This window comes from Streptomyces thioluteus (assembly GCF_039535865.1).
The window spans coordinates 1-25,922 of the sequence record NZ_BAAAXZ010000062.1 but is presented as its reverse complement, the minus strand read 5'-3'; the positions used below and the strand labels follow the sequence as shown (position 1 = coordinate 25,922).

11 protein-coding genes, 10 pseudogenes and 1 riboswitch are annotated in these 25,922 nt (G+C 70.8%); of the genes and pseudogenes, 13 read left to right on the top strand and 8 right to left on the bottom strand.

Annotated elements, in window-relative coordinates; translation table 11 throughout:
* Positions 1-83: 83 nt before the first annotated feature.
* The 7 genes and pseudogenes from ABD794_RS08015 to ABD794_RS07985 all read left to right on the top strand — a co-directional run bounded on the left by ABD794_RS08015 (position 84) and on the right by ABD794_RS07985 (position 7,159).
* On the top strand, positions 84-1,403 hold the full coding sequence (locus tag ABD794_RS08015) for an HD-GYP domain-containing protein (RefSeq protein WP_344961899.1): 1,320 nt from the start codon (positions 84-86) through the stop codon (positions 1,401-1,403).
* On the top strand, positions 1,400-2,623 hold the full coding sequence (locus tag ABD794_RS08010) for an HD-GYP domain-containing protein (protein ID WP_344961897.1): 1,224 nt from the start codon (positions 1,400-1,402) through the stop codon (positions 2,621-2,623). Before ABD794_RS08015 ends, ABD794_RS08010 begins: the two co-directional genes overlap by 4 nt.
* A gap of 132 nt (positions 2,624-2,755) precedes the next feature.
* Positions 2,756-2,938 (top strand): hypothetical protein, encoded by a 183-nt coding sequence (locus ABD794_RS08005; protein WP_344961895.1) that lies wholly within the window; start codon positions 2,756-2,758, stop codon positions 2,936-2,938.
* Positions 2,935-3,927 (top strand): annotated as a pseudogene (locus tag ABD794_RS08000) (tetratricopeptide repeat protein). Before ABD794_RS08005 ends, ABD794_RS08000 begins: the two are co-directional and overlap by 4 nt.
* 102 nt (positions 3,928-4,029) lie before the next feature.
* Positions 4,030-4,660 (top strand): annotated as a pseudogene (def, locus tag ABD794_RS07995) (peptide deformylase).
* A 360-nt stretch (positions 4,661-5,020) separates the two neighbouring features.
* Positions 5,021-5,638, top strand: coding sequence for a carbonic anhydrase (locus tag ABD794_RS07990; protein WP_344961893.1), 618 nt, complete (start codon positions 5,021-5,023; stop codon positions 5,636-5,638).
* Positions 5,639-5,685: 47 nt separating this feature from the next.
* Positions 5,686-7,159, top strand: a pseudogene (locus tag ABD794_RS07985) (SulP family inorganic anion transporter).
* A gap of 37 nt (positions 7,160-7,196) precedes the next feature.
* Here ABD794_RS07985 and ABD794_RS07980 read toward each other — a convergent pair.
* The 3 genes and pseudogenes from ABD794_RS07980 to ABD794_RS07970 form a co-directional block, all read right to left on the bottom strand.
* Entirely contained in the window at positions 7,197-7,475 is a 279-nt protein-coding gene (locus ABD794_RS07980) for a YciI family protein (protein ID WP_344961891.1), read from the bottom strand.
* A 200-nt stretch (positions 7,476-7,675) separates the two neighbouring features.
* Positions 7,676-8,698: pseudogene (locus tag ABD794_RS07975) on the bottom strand (ribonucleotide-diphosphate reductase subunit beta); the annotation flags it as partial.
* Positions 8,698-11,090: pseudogene (locus ABD794_RS07970) on the bottom strand (ribonucleoside-diphosphate reductase subunit alpha). The pseudogenes ABD794_RS07970 and ABD794_RS07975, both read right to left, overlap by 1 nt.
* 160 nt (positions 11,091-11,250) lie before the next feature.
* A riboswitch (cobalamin riboswitch) is annotated at positions 11,251-11,376 on the bottom strand.
* 350 nt (positions 11,377-11,726) lie between these two features.
* Here ABD794_RS07970 and ABD794_RS07965 point away from each other — a divergent pair.
* On the top strand, positions 11,727-12,188 hold the full coding sequence (locus tag ABD794_RS07965) for a hypothetical protein (RefSeq protein ID WP_344961889.1): 462 nt from the start codon (positions 11,727-11,729) through the stop codon (positions 12,186-12,188).
* A 76-nt stretch (positions 12,189-12,264) separates the two neighbouring features.
* Here the strand turns inward: ABD794_RS07965 and mctP are convergent.
* Positions 12,265-13,892 (bottom strand): annotated as a pseudogene (gene mctP / locus ABD794_RS07960) (monocarboxylate uptake permease MctP).
* Complete coding sequence (locus tag ABD794_RS07955; protein WP_344961887.1) at positions 13,889-14,056, bottom strand: DUF3311 domain-containing protein; 168 nt, start codon at positions 14,054-14,056, stop codon at positions 13,889-13,891. Before ABD794_RS07955 ends, mctP begins: the two are co-directional and overlap by 4 nt.
* Positions 14,057-14,340: 284 nt before the next feature.
* On the opposite strand from ABD794_RS07955, the pseudogene ABD794_RS07950 reads away from it, so the two are divergent.
* A pseudogene (locus tag ABD794_RS07950) lies at positions 14,341-14,993 on the top strand (HAD family hydrolase).
* A gap of 118 nt (positions 14,994-15,111) precedes the next feature.
* Here the strand turns inward: ABD794_RS07950 and ABD794_RS07945 are convergent.
* Together ABD794_RS07945 and ABD794_RS07940 are read right to left on the bottom strand one after the other, a co-directional pair.
* A complete protein-coding gene (locus tag ABD794_RS07945) occupies positions 15,112-15,705 on the bottom strand; it encodes an SPASM domain-containing protein (protein WP_344961885.1) in 594 nt (197 codons plus the stop codon).
* 1,104 nt (positions 15,706-16,809) lie between these two features.
* Positions 16,810-17,580, bottom strand: a pseudogene (locus ABD794_RS07940) (GntR family transcriptional regulator).
* Positions 17,581-17,820: 240 nt separating this feature from the next.
* On the opposite strand from ABD794_RS07940, the gene ABD794_RS07935 reads away from it, so the two are divergent.
* The 4 genes and pseudogenes from ABD794_RS07935 (at position 17,821) to ABD794_RS07920 (ending at position 22,107) form a co-directional block, all read left to right on the top strand.
* The gene (locus ABD794_RS07935) at positions 17,821-19,092 is read left to right on the top strand and encodes an extracellular solute-binding protein (RefSeq protein ID WP_344961883.1); all 1,272 of its coding nucleotides are present in this window, start codon (positions 17,821-17,823) and stop codon (positions 19,090-19,092) included.
* Between the two features lie 70 nt (positions 19,093-19,162).
* Positions 19,163-20,173: pseudogene (locus ABD794_RS07930) on the top strand (carbohydrate ABC transporter permease).
* Positions 20,170-21,005 (top strand): annotated as a pseudogene (locus ABD794_RS07925) (carbohydrate ABC transporter permease). The pseudogenes ABD794_RS07930 and ABD794_RS07925 overlap by 4 nt, the downstream one beginning before the upstream one ends.
* Before the next feature lie 10 nt (positions 21,006-21,015).
* Positions 21,016-22,107: a glycoside hydrolase family 3 N-terminal domain-containing protein gene (locus ABD794_RS07920; protein ID WP_344961881.1), complete on the top strand. Its 1,092-nt coding sequence runs from the start codon at positions 21,016-21,018 to the stop codon at positions 22,105-22,107.
* A 48-nt stretch (positions 22,108-22,155) separates the two neighbouring features.
* On the opposite strand, the gene ABD794_RS07915 is transcribed toward ABD794_RS07920, so the two are convergent.
* Positions 22,156-22,335: a hypothetical protein gene (locus tag ABD794_RS07915; RefSeq protein WP_344961879.1), complete on the bottom strand. Its 180-nt coding sequence runs from the start codon at positions 22,333-22,335 to the stop codon at positions 22,156-22,158.
* Positions 22,336-25,922 lie beyond the last annotated feature (3,587 nt).

The window sequence follows — 25,922 nt, the reverse complement described above, 5'->3', positions numbered from 1 at the left end:
TTCGGGCGGATGCGGCCGACGCGGGCCGTCCGCCACCCTATTCTCCCCATCCCGACAGCGCGTCAGGATGGGGAGGACATGTCATGAAGCCAGTTCCGGCGGCCGCGCGCGGCTGGATCGCGTGCGCCGTGGCCGCGGCGGCCGTGTGCGACGCACCCGCCCTGTGGGCCGGCCGGACCGTCGACTGGGCGGCCGTGGCCCTGCTGGCCGCCGTACTCGTCGCCGGCGAACGGCTGCCCCACCGCTCCCCGATGCTGCCGGTGCTGCTGACCGGTGCCCTCCTCCTGCCGCCGGCCGCCGCCGGGCTGGCCGCGGTCCCCGGCGCCCTCGCCGGCCCGCCCGGCGGCAGCGCCCCCGGGGGGCCGGCCTGGCTGCGCCGGCTGTGGCACGCCGCGCTCTACTCCCTCGCCGCGGCCTGTGCCGCCGGCGTCTTCGCCGCCGCCCGCCGGGTGCTGCCGGCCGGAACGCCGGGGGCCCTGCCCGCCGCGCTCGCCGCGGCCCTGGCCCTGGCCGCGGTCGTCGCCGTCCTCGACGCCGGGGTGCGCGGCGTCCGGCCCGGTCCGTGGCCCGCCGCCCTGGCGCCGGCGCTGCTCCACGGCACCACCGCGCTGCTCGCGGCCGTCCTGTGGGACAGCGTCTACGGTCCGCCGGCCGCCCTGCTCGTCCTGCTTCCCGTCACCCTCTCCCCCCGGCTGCTGGACCGCCTCCGCCGCGACCGCGCCGACCGCCGGGCCGCGGTCCACGCGCTGGTGCGGGCGGTGGACCTCAAGGACCACTACACGTGCGGCCACGGCGAACGCGTCGGGCGGGCCGCGGTGTTGATCGGCCGCGAACTGGGCGTGGGCGGCGAGCGGCTGGAGGCGCTGCGCGTCGCCGGCGTCCTGCACGACCTCGGCAAACTCGGCGTCCCCACAAGGCTGTTGCGCAAGGCCGGCCCGCTGACCGCCGAGGAGCGGCGCATCGTCCAGCGTCATCCCGAGTACGGGCACGAGCTGGTGCGCGGCATCGGCTTCCCCGGCGAGGCGCGGGAGGCGATCCTCCACCACCACGAGCGCATGGACGGCACCGGCTATCCGTACGGACTGACGGGTCATCAGATCCCGGAGGCGGCGCGGATCGTGGCCGTCGCGGACGCGTTCGACGCGATGACCTCCACCCGCACCTACAGCCGCGCCCGCCCGGTTCCGGTCGCCCTCGCGGAGCTGCGTCGCTGCGCCGGTTCCCACTTCGACCCGCGCATGGTCGCGGCGCTCGTGCGGGCGATCGGGCGAGAGGGCTGGCAGACGGTGGACGGCATGCGGGAAACCGCAGTTCCGGACTGCGGAAACGTCCCTCCTGATCACGGTCCCGGCGGACGCCCGGACCCCGCCCTGCCCGCGTCCCTCCCGGGCGGCGAGCGGTGAACCTCGCCCGCGCCGTCCACCTCGCCGCGGCCGCCGGCGCCCTGCTGGCACTGGGCTGGACCGCCCGGCACGGCGTCGCGCAGCCGGGCGTCGCCGTGGCCTACGGCGTACTGATCGCCGTCGGCGAGGCCGTGCGGTACCGGCCGGGCGCGCCCGGCGACGCCCGCGAGTCCGCCCCCGTCGGCGCCGCCGGATCGCTCGCCTACGCCCTCCTCGGCGACGTCGGCGGCGTTCCGGCCACCCACGGCGTGCCGCAGGTGGTCGCCGTGGTGCTCGGCGCCACCCTGGCCGGCGCCGCGGGCCGCCCGCCCGCGCCCGACCGGCTCGCGCGCCGCATGGCGGGCACCGCCCTGGCCGCCCTCTGCTTCCAGCCGCTGCACCGCGCCGGGCCGTGCCCCTACTACGTACTGTCGCTGCTGCTCCTGCTCGCCCTCACCGCCGTCTCCGACGCCGCGCTGGCCGCCGCCCTCGCCCGCTCCCGGGCCGGCGGCCGCTACACGGCGGCGCTCCGGACCGAGCTGCGTGCCCTGCCCGGCGTCGGCCCCGCGGTCTGCGCGACCGGCGTCACCGCCGCGCTCGCGCCGGCCGTCGCCGGGCTGTGGGTCCTGCCCCTGTGCTGCCTGCCGCTGCTGGTCGTCCAGCTGTCCGCCCGGCGTCGCGAGGCCGCCCGGAGCACGTGCGGACGGACCGCCGCCTCGCTGGCCCGGGCGACGGAGCTCGCCGGATGCACACCCGCCGGTCACGCACGGCGCGTAGCCGAGCTCAGCCGTGCCGTCGGCCGGGAGCTCGGGATGACGGAGTCCGGCCTCAGCGTCGTCGAGTACGCGGCGCTGATGCACGACGTGGGCCAGCTTTCGCTCGTCGACCCGGTGCCCGCCGGGGCCACCGAGCCGCTGCCCCCCGAGGAGCGGCGGCGCCTCGCCCGGCTGGGCGGGGCCGTGGCCCGGCTCGCCCCGCTGGAGGGGGCGGACGCCGCCGAGGTCGCGGCCGCGGTGGAGCGCCAGGCCGACCCGTACCGGGAGCAGCCGCTCGCCGCCCGCGTGGTGCGCACGGTCAACGCCTACGAGGACCTGGCGTGCGGGGCGGGCCACGGCCCGGCGGCCGCGCTGGAGCTGCTGCGCCGGGCGGTCTCCGCGGGGAGCCACGACCACGAGCCCCGGGTGGTCGCGGCGCTCGCGCGGGTGCTCGCGCGGGACGCGCCGGGGCAGGCGCAGGCGTGAGGCGCCCGGCGGCGGCCGGAGTAGCACGGCTAACCCACGGGTAATGAGCGGGCGTCCGACGGGGCATGGTTGGATGCGAAGAGAAGAAGAGCGACGAAGTACATGGCGAGAACGCGGGAACCGGGGGGTGTCATGAGCGCTGTCGCGGACGTCAGGTCGTGGTGGGCTCGGCTCCCCGAGGAGACGACCCGGCTCACGGGCGGGGTCGTGAGCAAGGAGTGGCGGGCCGCCGTCAGGGAGGACGGCGCCGACCACCTGGGCCATCCGGCGTGGGTGCACGCGGAACGTCGAGAAACCAGCAGGCGGACATCGTGAGGATCTTCGGCAGGGTGCGGCACCGGCCTTCCCCTTCGTGGCGGCAGGCCACCGACCGTGCCTTCACTCTCATCGGCGACGGCCGGTACGAGGACGCCGGCGCGCTGCTGACGCGCGCCGCCGACATGGAGCCGTGGCTGTCCGAGTCGTGGTTCAACCTCGCACTGCTGCACAAGTTCCGGCACGACTGGGAGCAGGCCCGCGCCGCGGGGCTGCGGGCGGTGGCGCTGCTGGACCGCGAGGCGGGCGCGCCCGACTGGTGGAACGTGGGCATCGCCGCCACCGCGCTCCAGGACTGGCCGCTGGCCCGAGCGGGCCTGGCAGGCGTACGGGCTGCGGGTGCCCGCCGAGGGCGGGCCGGCCGGTGAGGCCGGCCGGCATGGGAGCTGGGCAGCGCGGCCGTGCGGCTCTCGCCGGAGGGCGAGGCCGAGGTGGTCTGGGGCCGCAGACTGGACCCGGCGCGCATGGAGGTGCTGTCCATCCCGCTGCCCTCGTCCGGCCGGCGCTGGGGCGAGGTCGTGCTGCACGACGGCGTCCCGCACGGCGAGCGGGTGACCGCCGCCGGGGCCGTCCTACCCGGTCTTCGACGAGATCGAGCTGTGGGCCCCGTCCCCCGGTGCCGACCTGGGTCGTCCTCCTGGAGGCCGCCACCGAGGCCGACCGGGACGCCCTGGAGCGGCTGGCCGCGGACGCGGGGTTCGCCGCCGAGGACTGGTCGTCCTCGGTGCGGCTGCTGTGCCGCACGTGCTCGGAGAGCCGGATGCCCAGCGACGGAGGGCGACGGCGAGCACCTGGACCCGCACGACCACAGCGAGCCCGGCCATCCCGGCCCGCTCGGCCACCGCACGGCCGGCTCCGGGCTGCTCTGGGTGCCCGAGCGCGAGTGCGGCATCGCCGCGCCCGCGGGTCTGGTGCGCGGTCTGCTGGACGGCTGGGTCGCGGACAGCCCCGACACCCGTGAGTGGCGCGATCTGGAAGAGGTCTGCTGAGCGCCCCCGCGGCGTCCCCTTACCCTGGAAAGGTCCTGGGAAGGCCCGTGCGGATCCAGGGACGATACGGCATTCGGGTTGTGAGAGAGGCTTACGGCGGTCATGGCGCAGCAAGACACCGACCAGTCGGTGAACGACGAGTTCATCGTGGACACCGAGGACTGCGAGGAGCGGCGAGGCGGCGCACCGCGAGCGCGGCACCTCCCGGCCGATCACCGTCCACGGCAACCCGGTCCTGCACCGGGAGTGCAAGGACGTGACGGAGTTCGACGAGAAGCTGGCCCAGCTGGTCGACGACATGTTCGCCAGCCAGCGCACGGCTGAGGGCGTCGGCCTGGCGGCCAATCAGATCGGCGTCGATCTCAAGGTGTTCGTCTACGACTGCATGGACGACGAGGGCGTCCGGCACGTGGGCCACATCTGCAACCCGGTCCTGGACGAGCTGCCGGCCGACCGCCGGGTGCTCGACGACTCCAACGAGGGCTGCCTGTCGGTCCCGACCGCCTACGCGGAGCTGGCCCGCCCCGACTACGCGGTCGTGCGCGGCGTGGACATGAAGGGCAACCCGGTCGCGATCCAGGGCACGGGCTACTTCGCGCGCTGTCTCCAGCACGAGACGGACCACCTCTACGGCTATCTCTACATCGACCGCCTCTCCAAGCGCGACCGCAAGGACGCGCTGCGGCAGATGGCGGAGGGCACGCCGCGCTACCCCGTCGTGGCCAACGACTGACGGTCCGCGGGACCGTGGGAACGGCCGGTCCGCACGCACCCCGGCGGTGTGTGCGGGCCGGCCGTTCCCGTTCCGGCGCCGTCCCTTCCGGCTCCGTCCGTTCCAGCCGTGTCCGTTCCGGCTGTGTACATTCCGCGAAAGGAATGCGGGCAGGTATTCCATGGAATTCACCCGTCCACGGGAATCGAACAATTCCGAGTCGGGCGGTTCCGGGTCAAGTAACGTTTCGTGTCCGGTTTTTGGTGAATAATTCCGGGGTTCACAGAGCGGTAATGCATCGGTAAAGTGATGGTCTCCCGCGGTGGTGCAGAATGCCGCGAAAGACGACCCGACCATGCCCCGATCACGAGGCAGGCCATCATGCGATCACTCGTCGACAACGCCCGATCCTTCGCGTCCACCCTCGTCGCCGACCCCGAGCGCGCCCGGCGCCTGAGGGCTCTGGAGGCGGGCCAGTCCCCCGAAGTCCTCTTCATATCCTGCGCCGATTCCCGCGTCGTTCCCTCGCTCATCACGGGGGCGCATCCGGGAGAACTGTTCGAACTCCGCACCGCGGGAAACATCGTCCCCGAATACCGCAGCGACCGCCCCACCGGCGAGGCCGCCACCGTCGAATTCGCCGTCGGCGTGCTCGGCGTCCGCGACATCGTCGTCTGCGGGCACTCGCACTGCGGCGCGATCGGCGCCGTCGTGCGCGGCGACGATCTCTCCTCCGTGCCGGCCGTGCGGGGCTGGCTCGACCACGCCGTGCCGCCCGAGGCCCCGGCCCGTACGGCCCGGCCCGGCTCGCCCGACCTGGCGGAGGCCGCACAGCGGCACGCCGTCGCCCAGCTGGAGACCCTGCGCTCCTACCCGTGCGTCCGGGACCGGCTCGACCGGGGCCGGCTCGCCCTGCACGCCTGGTACTACGAGGTCCACACCGGCCTCGTCAGCGCGCACCGCCCCGGCGGCGGCGCCCTGCCGTTCCCGCCCCTGTGATCCGCCCCGTGATCCGCCCGGCAGCGACAGACAAGGGACCCTCCACCGTGTTCTCCGCTCTGAAACAACCGGACGTGCTCCGCCAGGACGTCCTCGCCTCGCTCGTCGTCTTCCTCGTGGCCCTGCCGTTGTGCGTCGGCGTGGCCGTGGCCTCCGGGGTACCGGCCGAACTCGGCCTGATCACCGGCATCGTGGGCGGCCTCGTCGTGGGCGTGTTCCCCGGCAGCACCTTCCAGGTCAGCGGCCCGGCCGCCGGGCTGACGGTGCTGGTGCTCGAAGCGGTACGGGAGTTCGGGCTCGGCATGCTCGGCGTCATCGTGCTGTGCACCGGGCTGCTCCAGCTCGCCCTGGGCCTGCTGCGGTTCGGCCGCTGGTTCCGGGCCATCTCCGTCTCGGTCGTGCACGGGATGCTGGCCGGCATCGGACTCGTCCTGCTTTTCGGCCAGTTGTACACGATGGCCGGCGTCCCCGCAGCCGCGCGCCGGCCTCGACAAGATCGCCGGCGTCCCCGGCCTGCTCGGGGACGTCCTGGACGGCGGCCGGCCCGCCGTCGCCTGCGCGGTCGGCGCGGCGACGATCGCCGTGCTCGTCCTGTGGCAGCGGCTCCCGGCCCAGGTCCGGCTCGTCCCCGCGCCGCTGGCCGCGGTCGCCCTGGCCACGGCGGTGACCTGGGCGGCCGGCCTGGACGTCGCCCACGTCGCGGTGCACGGCCTGGGCGACGCGATCGACCTGCCGGGGCTGAACGACCTCGCCTCGTTCAGCGGTCCCGTGCTCGGCACCGTCGTCACCTTCGCGCTCATCGCCTCGGCCGAGACGCTGTTCAGCGCCGCCGCCGTGGACCGGATGCACGACGGGCCCCGGACGCACTACGACAAGGAGCTGCTCGCCCAGGGCGTCGGCAACATGCTGTGCGGCCTGCTCGGCGCCCTGCCGATGACCGCGGTCATCGTCCGCAGCTCGGCCAACGTCCGGGCCGGCGCCCGCACCACGCTCTCCCGTGTGCTGCACGGCGCCTGGCTGCTGGTCTTCGTGGTGGCCCTGCCGGCGGCCGTCGGCGTCATCCCGCTGCCCGCGCTGGCGGGCGTGCTGGTGCACGCGGGCTGCAAGCTCATCCCCTTCCGGGAGTTCGCCCCGCTGTGGCGAGAGCACCGCGGCGAGCTGGTGATCCTCGCGACCACCGCCGTGGGCATCCTGGCGACCAGCATGTTCGAGGGCGTCCTGTTCGGCATCCTGCTGGCCGTCGTGAAGTCCGCCTGGGAGACCTCCAAGGTGCAGGTGGACGTCCGCGAACTCACCGACGGCAGGATCCTGGCGCGCCTCACGGGCAACGCGACCTTCCTCCGCCTGCCCCGCATCATGGAGACCCTGGAGGCACTGCCCAAGGACCGTCCCATCGAGCTCGACCTGTCGGAGCTGCGCCACCTCGACCACGCCTGCCGCACCGCCCTGGAGAACTGGGCCGCGGGCCACAACGACGTCGGCACCGAACCGGTCCGGCTGCGCGAGGCGGCGGTCCGGTAGGAAGCGGGGGGACGGCCCGCGCCGTCCCCCGCCCCCGCTACCCCGCGGGAAAGTCCTCGGGTTCGAAGACCCGGCGCAGCTCGACGACCCCGTCCCGGAACGGAATCCGCTTCGCCCAGTCACGGGCCTCGTCCATCGTCTCCACCCTGATGACCCAGTAGCCGGCCATCAGTTCGCCGATCTCGGAGAACGGCCCGTCGATCACGCTCGGCGCCCCGCCCGCGAACACCACCCGCGCGCCCTCGGACGACGCCCGCAGCCCGTCGGCGGCGAGCAGCACGCCCGCCGTGGCGAGTTCGTCGTTGTACTTCCCCATCTCGGCGATCTGTTTCCCGGGTCGGGAGCACACCGGCCTCGGAGTCCTCGGTCGCCTTGACGATCATCATGACCCGCATGGGGTCCTCCTGCCGTCGCTCTGTCCTGACGGTTCCCACCATGGCCGGACACGGGGCGACAAACGCGGAGCCCCGCCGGACCGGGGTCCGGCGGGGCTCCCTGATCCGTGTGCGCGATCAGAAACTCGTCGTCGAAGGCGACCGTGCCCTCGACCGCGACCTGGTACGCGGAGGCGCGGCGCTCGAAGAAGTTGGTCAGCTCCTGGACGTTCTGCAGCTCCATGAAGGAGAACGGGTTCTCCGAGCCGTAGACCGGGGCGAAGCCCAGGCGCATCAGGCGCTGGTCGGCCACGCACTGGAGGTACTCGCGCATGGACTCGGTGTTCATGCCCGGCAGGCCGTCACCGCACAGGTCGCGGGCGAACTGGAGCTCCGCCTCGACGGCCTCCGCGAGCATGTCCTTGACCTGCTGCTGGAGTTCGTCGTCGAAGAGCTCCGGCTCCTCCTCGCGGACGGTGTCCACCACGGAGAACGCGAAGTCCATGTGCATGGTCTCGTCGCGGAACACCCAGTTGGTGCCGGTCGCCAGGCCGTGCAGCAGGCCGCGCGAGCGGAACCAGTACACGTAGGCGAACGCCCCGTAGAAGAACAGCCCCTCGATGCAGGCCGCGAAGCAGATCAGGTTGAGCAGGAAGCGACGGCGGTCGGCCTTCGTCTCCAGCCGGTCGATGCTCTCGACCGAGTCCATCCACTTGAAGCAGAACTGGGCCTTCTCCCGGATGGACGGGATGTTCTCCACCGCCGCGAACGCCTCGTTGCGGTCCTCCGGGTCGGGGAGGTAGGTGTCCAGCAGCGTCAGATAGAACTGGACGTGCACGGCCTCCTCGAAGAGCTGCCGCGACAGGTACAGCCGCGCCTCGGGGGAGTTGATGTGCTTGTAGAGCGTGAGCACCAGGTTGTTGGCCACGATCGAGTCGCCGGTCGCGAAGAACGCGACCAGGCGGCCGATCAGGTGCTGCTCGCCCGGGGAGAGCTTGGCGAGGTCGGCCACGTCGGAGTGGAGGTCGACCTCCTCCACGGTCCAGGTGTTCTTGATCGCGTCACGGTAGCGGTCGTAGAAGTCCGGGTACCGCATGGGGCGGAGGGTGAGCTCGAATCCGGGGTCGAGCAGGTTCTTCGTCTGACGCTCGGGGGCGGTCGTCATTACTGGCATGCCTCGCAGGACTCGGGGTTTTCCAGGGAGCAGGCGATGGCGTCGGCGTCGGGGGGCCGACTGCTGGGCGGGTACCTCGACAAGAACAGCGGCGGTGCCGGCCGACCGCGCGATCCGGGTCGCCGGGCGCGAACGCAGGTAGTACGTGGTCTTGATGCCCTGCTTCCAGGCGTACGCGTACATCGAGCTGAGCTTGCCGATAGTGGGCGCGGCCATGAACAGGTTGAGGGACTGGCTCTGGTCGAGGTACGGCGTGCGGGCCGCGGCCATGTCGATCAGGGCGCGCTGCGGGACCTCCCAGGCGGTGCGGTAGAGGTCGCGCACCTCCTGCGGGATCCACCGCATGTCCTGGACCGAGCCGTTGGCGTCCGTCAGCGCGTCGCGGGTGGTGCGGTCCCACACGCCGAGCTTCTTCAGGTCCTCCACCAGGTAGGTGTTGACCTGGAGGAACTCACCGCTGAGCGTCTCGCGCTTGAAACAGGTTGGAGACCTGCGGCTCGATGCACTCGTAGACGCCCGCGATGGACGCGATCGTCGCCGTCGGCGCGATGGCCAGCAGCAGCGAGTTGCGCATGCCGACGGAGGCGATCCGGGCGCGCAGCGCGTCCCAGCGCTCCGCCCAGGTGGGCTCGGTGTTGGGGTAGTGGTCCGGGTGCAGCACACCGCGCGCGGTGCGGGTGGCGGACCAGGCCTCGTGCGGGCCGTGCCGCTCGGCGAGGTCGGCCGACGCCTCGTACGCCGCGAGCATGATCCGCTCGGAGATCCGGGTGGACAGCGCCTTCGCCTCGGGGGAGTCGAAGGGCAGGCGCAGCCGGAAGAAGACGTCCTGGAGACCCATCAGGCCCAGACCGACCGGCCGCCAGCGGGAGTTGGAGGCGCCCGCCTGCTCGGTCGGGTAGAAGTTGATGTCCACGACGCGGTCGAGGAAGGTCACGGCGGTGCGGACGGTGCGGTCGAGCCGCTCCCAGTCCATCTCGCCGTCGGCGCCCAGGTGGGCCGCGAGGTTGACCGAACCCAGGTTGCAGACCGCGGTCTCGCCGTCGTTCGTGACCTCCAGGATCTCCGTGCAGAGGTTGGAGGAGTGGACGACCTGGCCGGGCTCGGCGGTCTGGTTGGCGGTGCGGTTGGCGGCGTCCTTGAACGTCATCCAGCCGTTGCCGGTCTGCGCGAGCGTCCGCATCATGCGGGCGTAGAGCACCCGGGCCGGGATGGTCTTGACGGCCTTGCCCGCGGCCTCGTATGCGCGGTACGCGGCGTCGAACTCGTCGCCGTAGAGGTCCACCAGGTCCGGGGTGTCCGCCGGGGAGAACAGCGACCACTCGGCGTCCGCCTCGACCCGGCGCATGAACTCGTCCGGGATCCAGTGCGCGATGTTGAGGTTGTGCGTGCGGCGCGCCTCCTCACCGGTGTTGTCGCGGAGCTCCAGGAACTCCTCGATGTCCGCGTGCCACGTCTCCAGGTAGACGCAGGCCGCGCCCTTGCGCCGGCCGCCCTGGTTGACGGCCGCGACCGAGGCGTCGAGGGTGCGCAGGAACGGCACGATGCCGTTGGAGTGCCCGTTGGTGCCGCGGATCAGCGAACCGCGGGAGCGGATGCGGGAGTACGACAGGCCGATGCCGCCCGCGTGCTTCGACAGCCGCGCCACCTGGTGGTAGCGGTCGTAGATCGAGTCCAGCTCGTCCAGCGGCGAGTCCAGCAGGTAGCAGGACGACATCTGGGGGTGCCGCGTACCGGAGTTGAAGAGCGTGGGGGAGGACGGGAGGTACGAGAGCGTGCTGGTGAGGCGGTAGAGCTCGGCGACGTCCTCCAGCGCCCGCTCCGAGTGGTCCTCGGCCAGGCCGCAGGCCACGCGCAGCAGGAAGTGCTGCGGGGTCTCGATCACGTTCCGGGTGATCGGGTGGCGGAGCAGGTAGCGGCTGTGCAGGGTGCGCAGGCCGAAGTAGCCGAAGCGGTCGTCGGCGCCGTCGGTCAGGGCGGCGTCCACCAGCGCGTCCAGCCGCCGGGCGTGGGTGCGCACGAAGGCGGCGGTGTCGTCGGCGATCAGGCCCTCGCGGTGCCCGGTCTCCACGGAGGCGGAGAAGGAGACCGCGCCCTGCCCGGCCGCCTCCTGGGCGATGGCGAGCGTGAGGAGGCGCGCGGCGAGCCGCGAGTACTCGGGCTCCTCGCCGATCAGCCCGGCCGCGGCCTCGGTGGCCAGCGAGCGCAGTTCGGCCTCGTCCGATCCGGCGTGCCGGCCGCGCAGCGCGGCGGCGGCGACCTTGCCGGGGTCGGTGGCGGGGAGGTCGGCGGTGAGTTCCGTCAGGGTGCGCAGCAGCGCGGTCCCGGGGCCGTCGGCGGATGCCGCCGCCTGCGCTGAGACCGGATCGACGGGCGCGATCGTCACGTGTTGCTCTCCCTCACTCGGCTGGAGGCCGCTCGGGAGCGCACGGGGCCGCGCACGGGCATGCGGGGCACCGTACGAGGCGTACGGGAGCATGCGCGCAGGCGTCCACCGGCCCAACCCTCGAGGCCCGGACGTGTTCGACACCGCACGCCGGTGGACCGGCGAGGGCGCACTGTCGTCAGGTCTTCGGACTGCTGTGTGGGCGCAATGTGCCCACACGTACACCGTTGCGGGACAGTTCCGGATTTCCACCGGATTCCCCTGCGGCGACAGCGAGGACGAGCATACATCTAGTGGCGACGGTGGCGTGTACCCCCACATGTTGTGTCGGCGCGTCATGAGGTGGTCGCGGAATGTGCTAACGGGTGCGCCGCCGGGGGCGGTTTCCCGGGCCGCGTTCGCGTCCGTGACGGGCCGGCGCGAGGCAGGGCGGGGGAACGGGGGCGTCGTTTCGCGAATGCGTAGCCGCGGGGCGCGTGGCGGTGGCGCGTCCTCGGCCGGGCGCGGGCCGCGGCCGGCCGGCACTGACTTTTGTCATCTCCGGCCGGTGACGGGCGGATCTGCCGCCGGGGGGCGGGGGCCGGAATGATCGTGGGTGTCGGACGGGACGGCGACACCACGACAGGGGCGGACATCATGAGCGGGACCATCACCGAGCAGCAGACCGGGATCGAGGCCGGGGCCGGGCAGGGCGTGCCCGACCCGGAGCTGAAGCCGCTTCCGGTGTGGTTCTTCGCCTTCGAGGGGGCCATGGGGGCCGCCTTCGACCTCTACAAGGCGTGGGACGGGGCCTGGATGGTCCTCGCCGGGCTGGGGGCGGTGAACGTCGCGGTGGGGCTGACGGTCCTGCGGCGGCGCAGGAAGCTGCTCAAGGCCCTGCTGAAGAACTCCCGCACCCGGAAGATCCTCTTCGGGCTCATCGGGCTGCGGGTCGCGCTGCACGTCGTGCTCGGGGCCGTGGGTGCCACCGTCGAGTCGGCGGCCGGTCATCTGGCCCTGGGGCTGGTGATGTCCGCGCTGACGGTGGGGCTGCTCTGGTTCGACCAGCGGGTCTCTTTCCGGGCGCTCGGTCTGACGCCGTCCGGTACGGCCGCCTGAGGGGGGCGGAGGGGAACGGTGGGGCCCGTGGTGCGCTCGCGCACCACGGGCCCCACCGTTTCCAGGTGACCGTTTCTCAGTGACCGCCCGGTGCCCCCGCCGTGGCCGGCGGCAGCTCCACCGCCACGTCCGGGTCGCCCGCGTCCGCCGTGTAGTCCGCGGGCTTCGTCTCGTCCACCCCGTCCGGGGCCTTCACGGCCTTGAGGACCAGCGTCAGCACGACCGCGACGGCGACGTTCAGGGCGAAGGCCGTCAGGCCGATGTAGCCCTTCTCCCCGATGAACGGGATGAGGTTGGTGTTGCCGAAGTGGTCCTGCGTGGCGCTCGGCGTCTCGTACGCCCGCCACGTCCCGTACGCCATGCCCACGGCCCAGCCGGCCAGCAGGGCCCAGCGGTGGAACCAGCGGGTGAACAGGCCGCCCACCAGGGCGGGGACGGTCTGGAGGATCCAGATGCCGCCCAGCAGCTGGAAGTTGATGGCCACGGTCTTGTCCATGGTGAGGACGAAGACCAGCGCGCCCACCTTCACCAGGAGGGACGCCAGTTTGGACACCTTCGCCTCGTGCTCGGGCGTCGCGTCCTTGCGCAGGAAGTCCTTGTAGATGTTGCGGGTGAAGAGGTTCGCCGCGGCGATGGACATGATGGCCGCCGGGACGAGGGCGCCGATGCCGATGGCCGCGAAGGCCACGCCCGTGAACCAGTCGGGGAACATGTCGTCGAAGAGCTGCGGAATGGCCAGCTGGCCGTTCTTCACCTTGATCCCGGCCGCGACCGCCATGAATCCCAGCATGGCCAGCAGACCCAGCATCAGTGAATAGAGCGGAAGGATCGTGGTGTTGCGCCGGATGACGTTCCGGTTCTTGCTGGAGAGGACCGCCGTCACCGAGTGCGGATAGAGGAACAGCGCCATCGCGGAGCCCAGCGCGAGGGTCGCATAGGCCCATTGCGCGTCGGGCCCGGGGACGAGGGCGCCGCGCGGCTTCCCGGTCGCCGGATTCTTCGTGGAGAACGCCTCGCCCGCCTTGGCGAAGACGTCGTGGAATCCGCCGAGCTTCATCGGGATGTAGATGATGGCGACCGCGATGACGATGTAGATCAGCGCGTCCTTGACGAAGGCGATGAGCGCCGGCGCCCGCAGCCCCGAGGAGTAGGTGTAGGCGGCCAGGACGCCGAAGGCGATGAGCAGCGGCAGGTCCTTCATGAACCAGTTGGAGCCGCCGCCCACCCCCATCACGTCCAGCACCGCCTGGATCCCGACCAATTGGAGCGCGATGTACGGCATCGTCGCGAGAATGCCCGTGAGGGCGAGGGCCAGCGAAAGCCCCTTGGAGCCGAACCGGCCGCGCACGAAGTCCGACGAGGTGACGTAGCCGTGCCGGTGGGAGACCGACCACAACCGCGGCAGGAACGTGAACACCAGCGGATAGCAGAGAATGGTGTACGGCACGGCGAAGAATCCCGCCGCCCCGCCCGCATAGATGGCCGCCGGAACCGCGACGAAGGTGTACGCGGTGTAGAGGTCGCCGCCCAGCAGGAACCAGGTGATCCAGGTCCCGAAGGAACGCCCGCCCCAGGCCCCACTCGTCGAGGTTGTCCGCGTTCTCGGCCCGCCGCCATTTCGCGGCCATGAACCCCATGACCGTCACGGCGAGGAAGAAGACGACGAAACACCGTGAGGGCGACTCCGTTGACGCCGTGCCTCATCGCCGCTCACCGCCCTTCCGGGCGCGTTCGTTGCGGCGCACGAGCACGTACGCGACGGTGGTCAGCGCGGTGGATATGAGCACCCACAGCATCTGGTACCAGTAGAAGAACGGAATGCCGATCAACTCCGGTGTCGGCCGGGCATAGGAGTCGACCCAGAGCATCGCCCCCGAACGGCAGGGCGAGGCAGACGCCCGCCACGATCAGCGGGAAGGTCACGACAGGTCTGCGCCTGTCCTCGGCGGGTGGTTCGGACATGCGATGGCTCCGTCCCCGTGTGGTGAACGCGCACGGCGCGATCACTCGCGTAATGCGCACGAAATCTAGGGGAGGGATCCTCCGGGCGTCACCCCCTGTCCGGATATCGGTATGGCAATGTCAAGTCGGGCCGCGCGGCGGTGGCTTGAGCCCGAAGGGTGCGGACCGCCCCGCCCGTAGGCTTGCGTGCATGACACAAGAGCCCTTTGACCTCGTCATCTTCGACTGCGACGGCGTGCTGGTGGACAGCGAGCGGATCGCCGTCCGGGTGGACGCCCGGATGCTGGCGGACCTCGGCTGCCCCTTTACGGAGGAGGAGATCGTCGAGCGGTTCCTGGGGGGCGTCGGACGGAGAACTCGGCCGCGCGGTGGAGGAGCGGCTCGGACGGAAGCTGGAACCGGGCTGGTGGACGCCGTACCAGCGGTGGTACCAGGACGCGTACGACGCGGAGTTGACGGCGGTGGACGGGGTCGCCGAGGCGCTCAAGGAGATCTTGCTTCCCATCTGCCTCGCCTCCAACGGGCGTCACGAGAAGATCGCCCGCAATCTGCGCACGACGGGCCTCTCCGAGCACTTCGAGGGGGCGCGTCTTCAGCGCCCACGACGTGGCCCGGGGCAAGCCGGCCCCGGACCTCTTCCTGCACGCGGCCCGGACCATGGGCGTGGAGCCGTCGCGGTGCGCGGTGGTGGAGGACAGCCGCTACGGCGTGCGGGCGGCGCGGGCCGCGGGCATGCGGTCGTTCGGCTACTGCGGCGGCCTGACGCCGGCGGAGTGGCTGGCGGGGGAGGGGACGGTGGTCTTCGACGACATGCGGGCCCTGCCGGGGCTGCTGGGGGTGTGAGGGCGCCCGGGGCGGAGCCCCCGCCCATCGCGCGAAGCGCGGCTCACCCGGCTGGTGGCCGAACTGTGCGAGCGGAGCGCGGAGTTCGCACGGGAGGGCGGGTGGCGGTGCGTCAGGATCAGAGGAAGTCGGCGTGGAGCGCGGGCGGTACCTCGGCCGCGTACTCCGTCGGCCGTCCGCGGTCTTCCGCGCGCAGGCGCTCCAGCAGTTCGTTCTGCGGGCGGTAGAAACAGGAGCCGCACCGTTCGGTGCCCAGCGGGTCCGTCGCCTCCCAGGCGGCGCGGGCGTCGCCGTCGAGGACGTCCGTCCAGCCGGCGGTGACCACGTCGCCGGTCCGGTAGCGGCTGTCGGTCCGCACCTGCGGACAGGGGTAGAGGTGGCCGTCGGCGGCGACGGTCGCGGTGAAGCGGCTGTAGTGGCAGCGGTGGAAACTCCCGCCCGCGGTGTGCGAGGTGCGGTCGTCGCGGGTCACGTGGACCTCGAAGTCCCGCGCGGCGAGGTGCGCGGCCTCCTCCAATGCGGTGGCCTCGTCCGGGCCGTCCGTGCCGGGTCCGGCCTCGAAGCGGATGTAGTGCGCCCCGGCGCCGCGGGCCGCGCGGACCGCGGGCAGGATCCCGGCCCGGTTCCGTTCGCCGATCCGGTAGTGGAAGCCGATGCGGAAGTCCGGGTCGATGGCCGACTGCCGCAGCCGGCCGACGTCGTCGAGGAGCACCGCGTCGTGCGCGAACGCGACGCGGGGCCCAGGTGTGGGTGGAGGCGACGCACTCGGCGACGTCCGGCCGGCCGAGGCGGCTGCCGTCGGTCACCAGCCCCAGCCGCAGCCCGGCCTCGTGGCCCGCGTCGCAGACGGCCGCGTACCCGGGGTGCGCGGTCGGCTCGCGGCCGCCGCGAAACGACACCGCCCGGCCGTCGGGCCGCCGCGAACCCGCGCAGCAGGCGCACGGCGTCGTCGGTGGAGAGGCCGTCCCCGGGGACCGTCGGGGGCCAGCGCGACGCGCAGGTGGACGGGGCGGAGCCGGTCCCCGTCCACGAAACGGCGCAGGAGCGTGCCGTGGGCGAGGAGCTTGTCCGGGGAGAGCGCCGGGCCGAGGCCGACGGCTTCGGCCGGCGGGGCGGCGGGGTCCCGGCCGGGGGCGCGGGTCGGGGCGGGTTCCTCCCGCCTCGTACCGGGCCCGTTCGGGCCGGCCGGGGAACCGTCGGGTGGGAGCCCCGCCGCTTCGGCGGGTGGGTGATGTCACGATCGTCCTCATCGCAGAGCCAGAGGGTCGGCGGCCGTGACACTATGAGCCGCCGTCATGGGCGTCAATAGGCATAGACCAGGGGTCGGGCGGCTGGTGGGCGCGGGCGGGTGGCCGTATCCGGACGTTCCGCTCCCGCCTTGGACGCTGTGGCGGCCCTGCCCTCTGTCGGCTGTCGCGCAGTCGTGCCAGGTTGTGTTGTCCCGGGGATGCCCCCGGACTCCCGGCCCGATCCGGGTCTGCGGTCCGCTGCTCCGTCGGCCGCCGCGTTGTCCCGGGGGCCCGGGGGATAACTCCCGGGCTCCCGGCCCGAGCGGGGCCCCGGCCCGCAGCCGCGCCACGCTGCGTTGTCCTGGGGGTGACCCCCGGACCCCCAGCCGATCCGGGTTCCCCGGCCCGCCGCTCCGTCGGCCGCCGCAGCCGCGCCACGCTGCGTTGTCCCGGGGGTGACCCCCGGACCCCCAGCCGATCCGGGTTCCCCGGCCCCGCCGCTCCGTCGGCCGCCGCAGCCGCGCCACGCTGCGTTGTCCCGGGGGTGACCCCCGGACCCCCAGCCGATCCGGGTCCCCCGCCCCCCGCTACTCCGTAGGCCGCCGCAGCCGCGCCACGAACTTGTAGCGGTCGCCCCGGTAGACCGACCGCACCCACTCCACCGGCCGGCCCTCCGCGTCCAGCGAGTGACGCGCGAGAGCATCAGCATCGGCAGGCCCGTGTCCGTGCCCAGCAGGCCCGCCTCCCGGGGCGTGGCGAGCGAGGTCTCGATCGTCTCCTCGGCCTCGGCGAGGCGGACGTCGTAGACCTCGGCCAGCGCCGTGTAGAGCGAGGTGTACTTCACCAGGTTCCGGCGCAGCGCCGGGAAGCGCTTCGCGGACAGGTGGGTGGTCTCGATGGCCATCGGCTCACCGCTGGCCACCGCGCAGCCGCTCGATGCGCAGCACGCGGCCGCCCGGGACGATGTCCAGCAGCGAGGCGAGCCGGTCGTCGGCGGTGACGTAGCCGATGTCGAGGAGCTGGGAGGTGGGTTCGAGGCCCTGGGCCCGCATGTCCTCCGTGTAGGAGGTCAGTTGCAGCGCCTGCGAAACCTTGGGTTTCGCGACGAATGTCCCCTTGCCCTGGATGCGCTCCAGACGCCCCTCGACCACCAGCTCCTGGAGGGCCTGACGGACCGTCGTGCGCGAGGTGTCGAACTCCGCGGCGAGCGTGCGCTCCGGGGGCACCGGTGTGCCGGGTGGAAGGGTTTCGGTCATCTCCAGCAGATGGCGTTTGAGCCGGTAGTACTTGGGGACGCGCGCGATCCGCGCACCGCCCGCGGTGCCTCCGCCCTCCGTCGTCCCGCCCTCGGTCGCCATGGCGCGCCTTCCCGACTCCGATCCTGCTGCCGTCACCGGCTCCTCCGTCCATCGCCGTCACATGGTGGCACGGGCACAGCCCGAGGGGACCGGAGATGTCCTGGTCGTCCTCAGGTGTCGGTCCGGTAACGGAGCCGACAGCGACTCTTATACACCCTTGACACCCCAAAAGGTCTAGGCAAGCTGCGGGCACTGGTCTAAACCATTAAAGACCACTTTTCGGTCCTTGAGGAGAGTGCTGTGAAGCGTGGGCTCATAGCGGCGACGGGTGTCGCGGCCTTGTTGGTGAGTGTGGCTGCTTGTGGGTCCGACAAGGACGACAAGGATTCCGGTTCGGGGGACTCCAAGGGCAAGACGCTCACGGTCTGGTTCATGGACGGCTCGAACCCGCCCGGCTGGACGAAGTCGGTCCAGGCCGAGTTCGAGCAGAAGACCGGCGCCAAGCTCGACGTCCAGGTCCAGAAGTGGGACGGCATCCAGCAGAAGCTCACCACCGCGCTCTCCGAGTCCACCCCGCCGGACGTCTTCGAGGTCGGCAACACCCAGACCCCCTCCTACGCGGAGACCGGCGGCCTCGCCGAACTCGGCGACCTGAAGAAGGAGATCGGCAAGGACTGGACCGAGTCCCTCAACAAGCCGTCCGTCTTCGACGGGACGCAGTACGCCGCCCCCTGGTACGCCGCCAACCGCGTCGTCATCTACAACAAGAAGATCTGGGCCGACGCGGGCATCAAGGACGTGCCGAAGACCCGCGCCGACTTCCTCAAGGACCTTGAGGCGATCCAGAAGAAGGGCGACGCCGAGCCGCTCTATCTCCCGGGCCAGAACTGGTACTTCTTCACCGGTCTGACCGTCGGCACCGGCGCCGACCTGGTGAAGAAGGACGGCAGCAAGTACGTCTCCAACCTCGCCGACCCCAAGGTCACCAAGGCGATGGAGATCTACAAGCAGTACCAGGCGTTCAGCAAGGCGCCCAAGGACAAGGACGAGGCCACCCCGCAGCAGGCCGACATCTTCGCCAAGGGCAAGACCGGCGCGTTCATCGGCATGGGCTGGGAGGCGGCCACCGCGATCAAGGCCAACCCCCAGATCGAGAAGGACCTGGGCTACTTCACGATCCCGGGCGAGAGCGCGGACAAGCCCGAGGGCGTCTTCCTCGGCGGCTCCAACCTGGCGATCGCCGAGCGCAGCAAGAAGAAGGAACTCGCCGAGGAGTTCCTGAAGATCGCGCTGTCCGACAAGAACGAGGGCGCGCTGGCCAAGGAGGTCGGTTCGATCCCCAACAAGGACGCGCTGCTGGCGAGCCTGAAGGGCAACGCGGCCGCCGAGGCCGCCGCTCCGGCCGCCAAGGGCGGCGGCACCACCCCGCTGATCCCCGAGTGGGCCGCGGTGGAGAACGCTCCCAACCCGATCAAGGCGTACATGACCGCCGTTCTCAACGGCAAGTCGCCGGAGGACGCGGCCAAGCAGGTCGAGGGCGACATCAACAAGCGCCTCAGCCAGAAGCAGTGACCGGGCGGCCGGGGACGAGGGCGGTGGTCCGTCCGCGTCCACCGGCCCGGCCCGACGCAACACCGTGCAAGTGAACAGGGGAGAAGGCGGACGACGATGTCAGCGCAGACCGAAGAGGTGGCGGCCGGGGCCGCGCCGCCGGCCGGCAAGGGCGGGTCGCCGCCCCGCGCGTCGTGGCGGTGAGGGGAGGGCCGGGAGCGCCGTCCCGTATCTGCTGATCCTCCCCGCGGCCGTCTTCACCGTGCTGCTGCTCGGCTGGATCATGGTCGAGAACGGCCTGCTGTCGTTCCAGAACCTCAACCGGCGGCAGCTCATCCGGCGCACCACCGAGTGGACCGGGCTGAGCAACTACACCGACACGCTGGGCAATTCCGAGTTCTGGCGCGTGACCCTGCGGTCGATCGTGTTCACCGCCGCCAACGTGGTGCTGATCATGCTGATCGGCTGTCTGATCGGACTGCTGCTCGCCCGGCTGGGCAAGAAACTGCGGCTGTTGCTCTCGCTGGGGCTCGTGCTGGCCTGGGCGATGCCCACCGTCGCCGCGACCACCGTCTTCCAGTGGCTGTTCGCCCAGCGCTTCGGCGTCGTCAACTATGTGCTGGACCGGCTGGGCTGGCACTCGATGGCCCGACTACAACTGGACCGGCGGGCAGTTCTCCACCTTCTTCGTCATCACCGTGCTGATCGTCTGGCAGTCCGTGCCGTTCGTCGCGATCAACCTCTACGCGGCGACGACCACCATCCCCAAGGAGCTCCACGAGGCCGCCGCGCTCGACGGCGCCGGCGTATGGAAGCGGTTCACCTCGGTGACCTTCCCCTTTCCTCAAGCCCTTCTTCCTGGCGACGACGTTCCTCGAAGTCATCTGGATCTTCAAGTCGTTCACCCAGGTCTTCGTCATCAACGAGGGCGGTCCGGACCGGCTCACCGAGGACGCTGCCGGTCTACGCGTTCGTCGAGGGCATGAACAACCAGCACTTCGGCATGGGTTCGGCCATCTCCATCCTCACCATCCTCATCCTGGTGACGATGTCGGCCTACTACCTGCGCCTGGTGCTCAAGCAGGAGGAGGACGAACTGTGAGGCGCTCCCTGTTCGGCCGGATCTGGCCGGGGGCGACGGCGGTCGTCCTGTTCCTGGGCTTCGTCTTCCCGGTCTACTGGATGTTCGCCACGGCCTTCAAGGCCAACAAGGACATCGTCGGCGGACACCCCCGTCTGGTTCCCCACCAGCCCCACCACCGAGCACTTCCGGCGGGGCCGTCGAGGCCGACGGCTTCTGGACGTTCGTCGCCAACTCGCTGATCACCACGGTCGTCGCCGTCCTGCTGTCGCTGGTCATCGCCCTGCTGGCGTCCTTCGCCATCGCGCGGATGCGGTTCCGCGGGCGGCGCGGCTTCATCCTGGTGATGATGATGGCCCAGATGGCGCCCTGGGAGGTCATGGTCATCGCGTACTACATGCTGGTGCGCGACGGCGACATGCTGAACAGCCTGCCGCCGCTCATCGCCATCTATACGCTCTGCGTGCTGCCGTTCACCGTCCTGACGCTGCGCGGCTACGTGGCCGCCGTGCCCAAGGAGCTGGAGGAGTCGGCGATGGTGGACGGGTGCACCCGGCCGCAGGCCTTCCGCAAGGTGATCTTCCCGCTGCTGGCGCCCGGGCTGATGGCGACTTCGCTGTTCGGCTTCATCACCACCTGGAACGAGTTCCCCTACGTCCTCATCCTGAGCAAGGACCCCTCGGCACAGACGCTGCCGCTGTGGCTCACCGGGTTCCGCACCACGTTCGGCGACGACTGGGGCGCCACGATGGCCGCCTCCTCGCTCTTCTCGCCGTCCCGATCCTCATCCTCTTCGTCATCCTCCAGCGCAGGGCCGTTGGAGGCCCTGACCTCCGGCGCAGTGAAGGGCTAGCACTACATCCATGGACACGCTGACCCGTGACGCCCTGACCGTCCTCCAGCCGGGCTTCACCGGCACGACCGCCCCCGACTGGCTGCTGCGGCGGCTCGGCGAAGGGCTCGCCTCCGTCGGGCTGTTCGGCCGCAACATCGCCTCGCCCGAGCAACTGGCCGCCCTCACCGCCGCGCTGCGCGCCGAGCGGGAGGACGTGCTGGTGGCGATCGACGAGGAGGGCGGGGACGTCACCCGCCTGGAAGTCCGCACCGGCTCCTCGTTCCCCGGCAACCTGGCGCTCGGCGCGGTGGACGACACCGCGCTGACCCGGGCGGTCCGCCGGGGAACTGGGCCGCCGGCTCGCCGCCTGCGGGGTCAACCTCAACTGGGCGCCGTCCGCGGACGTCAACTCCGATCCCGACAACCCGGTCATCGGCGTGCGGTCGCTCGGGGCGACCCGGGGCTCGTCGCCGCACACCGCCGCCTACGTCGAGGGCATGCAGGCGGGGGTGTCGCGACGTGCGCAAGCACTTCCCCCAGGCACGCGCACACGTCGGTCGACTCGCAGCACCACGACATGCCGCGGATCGACGTCGGTCCGCGGACGCTGGAGGAAACGGGAGCTGGTGCCCTTCCGGGCGGCCGTCGCGGCGGCACGAAGGCCGTGATGAGCGCGCACATCTGCTGTCACCCCAGCGCTCGACCCGCGGCTGCGGCCATGCCACGCTCCGAGCGCTGCGTGCACGGGCTGCTGCACGGGCTGCTGCGTGCGCACGCGAGAAGGGCGGGCTCGCGGTTCGACGGGCTGATCGTCACCGACGGCATGGAGATGCGGGCCATCGCGGACGGCTACGGCATCGAGCGGGGAGCGTCATGGCCGTGGCCGCCGGCTCGCCGACGCGATCTGCGTGGGGGGTGGGCTGGCGGACGAGGGGGACGTGCTGCGGTTGCGCGACGCGGCTGGTCCGGGCCGTGCGGGAGAGGGGAGTTGAGCGAGGAGAGGCTCGCGGAGGCGCGGAGCGGGTGCGGGGGCTGGCGCCTGGGCGGTTCGGCGCGGGTGCTGCCGTCGCCCCCGCGCCCGGGGTGGGGCTCGCCGCCAGCGCGGGGGCGCTGCGCGTGACGCTTCGGCCGTGCCTCCCGCTCGATGGCCCGTGTACGTCGCCGGCGTTCACCCGTGGCGAACATCGCGGTCGGCGACGAGACGCCGTGGGCGTGGGCGCGGAGCTGGAACGGCTGCTGCCCGGACGTCGAGCGGGACGTACGGCCGGGAGACGAGCTTCGGTGGACGCCGTCCTCCGGCGGCGGGGGACGGCGGCGGGTCGTCGCCGTGTGTGGTCGCGATGTGCACCGGACGGGTGGATGGCGGGGGTGTTGGGGGCGTTGGTGGAGAGTGCGGCGATATGGACGACGGATCGTGGTGGATCGATGGGCTGGCAATCAAGGGCTGGAAGCGGCTGTGGGGGCGGTGCTGGCGATGTGGGCGACTGCATGGTTGGCTGGCGTGGCGGGAGTAGTGCGGGGTGGCGACGGCGGAGATGATCGCGCGGGTGCTGACGGCTTCTGAGGGGTGAGCTTTGTGCCCGCGGCCGGAAAACATCCCTCGCCCTTTCACCGTTCTAGCTGCTGCCCTGGGGGGCTGGCGGCGCCGCCTGAGTGGGAAAGTCTGTAGGGGGTAGGGGGAAAGATGCGGCTTCGGAGGGCCCCTTGAAGGCGACTCTGCAGGGCGGCTGTCCTCATAGTCGGCGCCGAGCGGCGTGGGTGCTGATTCATGTCGCGGCGTCCGGCGTTGAAGGAAGGGGTGGCGGGGCCAGGGGGGGCACTAAGCACCCAGGGGTCAATTACGCCGCGACGCGGCGTGCGGGTAGGTGCGCGTTCGACGAGAGCGTCTATCGTTCTGGGCTGAGTGGGCTGGACCATTCGCAGCGGCCCTGTGCCAGGGGATCCAAGGTCGCGGCGCTTCGCCCCTCGTAGCGATTCGCTCGGCGGAAGTTAAGGTCCGCCAGCTGAGCTCGGGACGCCGTCGCGTTCGTCACGTAGGGCTTCACCGTGGCGCGTGGCAGGGTCCGGCTAGCGGTCAGCGGGCCCGGAGGCGGGAGAGCGATGGTAGCGGAGACCTGGGCGCCTCGACCGTAATGCGGGCGGGCTGTTACGAGCCAGAGATCAGGATGGCCATTTGCTCGGGTCGGGCCGTGAGCCAGCATGACCGAGGGTGAGCAGGGGCAGTCCTCCTACGGATCGGGTAGCTTTTGGAGTGGCCCATGGGTGTATGATCCGAGTGTTGGGAAAGAAGTCGGTGGGTGCTCGTCGTGAATGTCTTCTAGTACGAATAAGGCGGGGGCGTTTGTCTCTAGTCGCGGCGTCTGCTCGGTTCACGCGCTTTTGATGCGGGTCGCCGGGAGAGCTGTAGGGAGTGGAACTTTGAGGGCTCGTTGAAGCCGGCGTATCATTGGTGGTTAATGAATGTGGGCGCGTCGGTGGGGGCGCGATGCTGCCAGCAGCACTGGGTAGGTCAGCTACAGTCCAGGCCTGCGCCTCCAGCCATTGGCGGCCGCGGGAGTCGTGAATAGATGCGTCGGCTAATGGCGGCCTCTGGACGATGCCATGCGGGGCGTTCTGTCCCAGTGCGGGGCACAGATGAAAGGTAGACTCGGTCTAGTCGAAGTGAGACCTGGGGGCAGAGGGGCGTCACCGGGCTACACTACGACTGAGCGGGCCTGCCAAAGCTTAGTACTAGCCGTGGTAGCCGTAGACTTGGCTGGGGATGGTGGCTGGGGCCGGATCTAGGCGCGCACGTAGCCTCGTCAGAGGTGGCGTAAATGTCGGGCGCGCGAGGGGTGCCGGAGCGGGCGCCGGGAAGGCGGCGACGGCCTGGGGCATTGCACGCCAGCCGGCTGTTCGTAGCACGCAGCGTGCGGCGTCGAGGCGCGGTCGGCAAAGCTGAGGGGGGGGGCGCGGAGCGCCGAGGGGGTAGGAGCGTCGGCTTGAGCGGCTGTCCAAGCTAGGGTCGGCGACACGGCCCCGGCGTCGCATGAGTCAAATGGCTTGCGCGCACTTGGCCTATGCGCTCTGCGGGAGTCGAATGAGCAGGGATACTAATCCACGCATGGGAGTTGTGGGCCTAGGTCTATACTTGGGATGGGGGTGGGTATTTAGGGAGCCAATCAGACAGAGAAGCGGTTAAGGAGGCCGGGGCGTGGCGGAGGTCGCCGTCGGCGCTTTACTGGCAGGGGTTGCGCGCCCGGTCGCGACCGTATCACTGGTCCTCCGTCACCTGTCAGCGTGGCCGTCGGGGGGCGTTATGGGCGAGGTATAGCTCGGGCTTACCCAGGCCGTCGGCTATCTTCTCGGTCTCGGGACAGTCAGTGCCAGGCTCTCTTGAGTGCCGGGTGACGGGCTTCGGTCACCGCGACTGCTGCCATCGGGGCCGCCGCGTTGGCCTGCGGCGGGCGCAGTTCAGTCCGGTCGTTGGTTGTTGGCGGTCGTCGACCACGAAGTAGAGCCGGGGAGTCCACCGGGCGTTGACCGTGGATGCTCGGGGGGGGGGTCGCGGCTCCACTTGCATCCTTGCGGAAGGGTTCACTAGGTGAAGACGTCGTCTAGAGGCGTCGCCTCTTGGTAGGGACATGGCGTATGGACGTTAGTCAGTCTGGCGGTTCGATTGTTCCGCTCTGGGGGGCTGCGGGTAGATGGGGCCGTCGATGATGTTGAGCTTCACGGTGCGGTGAGATGAACCGTGGTTGCGGGGCGCATGCGTCAGAGGGTTGGCATGTCTGGTGAATCGAAGAACGTGGGGTGCCTATGGGTGTTGCAGTAGTCGCGAAGATGTTACGGCTGCTGAGTCGAACTTCGCTCTCAGGGGGGTCTCAGTTGCAGTTCGGCCAGCCGAGCTAGCGCGGCTTGCGCGGCACCGGACATGGACGTCCCGCGTCTGTTGACTGGCAGGATGGTCTGGCACCCAGGGCCGCTACCGGGCGTGCTCGTCGCTAAGCAGGCGGGCCCACAGAGGACTAACCCGCGATCGGGCCGGCTACGCTGTAGACTTCAAGGGCTGGGCGAGAGTACGGCTGAAGGAGGATGCGCGCACGCTCGGCTCGTATCGGCAACGCGAGCCGTCTCGCCACGCGGGCGGCTGCTTCTCGGCGGATCAGTTCGTCCAAAGTGCTCGTATGTGCTAAAGCATAGCCGGTCGAACCTAGAGTACCGTGAGGGCGCCCCCCGTCCTCTCGTCGCGGCGACACGGCTCCGAGACTCCGCTTCTTACATGGACCGGATGGGCCAAACTTTGTGTTTTCGGGGGCGCCACCGCCCGTCTCGGTGCATTGCCGTCTGTGTGCGGGCCATTGACGCGCGCGCATGGGTAGGTCCGCGCGCCACTCTTTCTGCTAGCGTTGGGATGTTACTATAGTGAAAAATCGTTAGCTAGAGTTATTTATCTAAAAAAAAAGGCGAGCGGTTTTTTTTTTATTAGGCTATAGGTATATTGTGCGGCATGGGGCAACGAAAGGCAAGAGCGTGGGGCGCCCTTAAGGTCCTAGGTCTTCGTGAGGCCGAAAAGCGACCGGCCACTCGAACGAGCGGTCGATGGTCTCTACTGTATCGCATGGTGAGGCACGGCTCCAGAGGCGCAGGACGCTCGCATCGGCGGACCGACCTGCACCTCGTGGTGCATGGGGTCATGAACGGGGGTCGCACACAGGCAAACCTCTTACTGCCGCGTTTGCGGGCGAGCAATGAGGAGGCGTCGTCTGTTGGTCGGCTCCGTCTGGATCTGTTCGAGGAGTAGTCTGGCAGAAAAAAAAAAAAAAAACAAATAAACCAATTCTTATTGCGGCTATAAGCTGCGCTTTCCTCGGGCCGCGTTGGCGCTTCGCCGAGGAGCCCGCACCGCTCTCAGCACGGGGATGTCGATAACGCGCCGCTGCGCGAGCGGCCGTC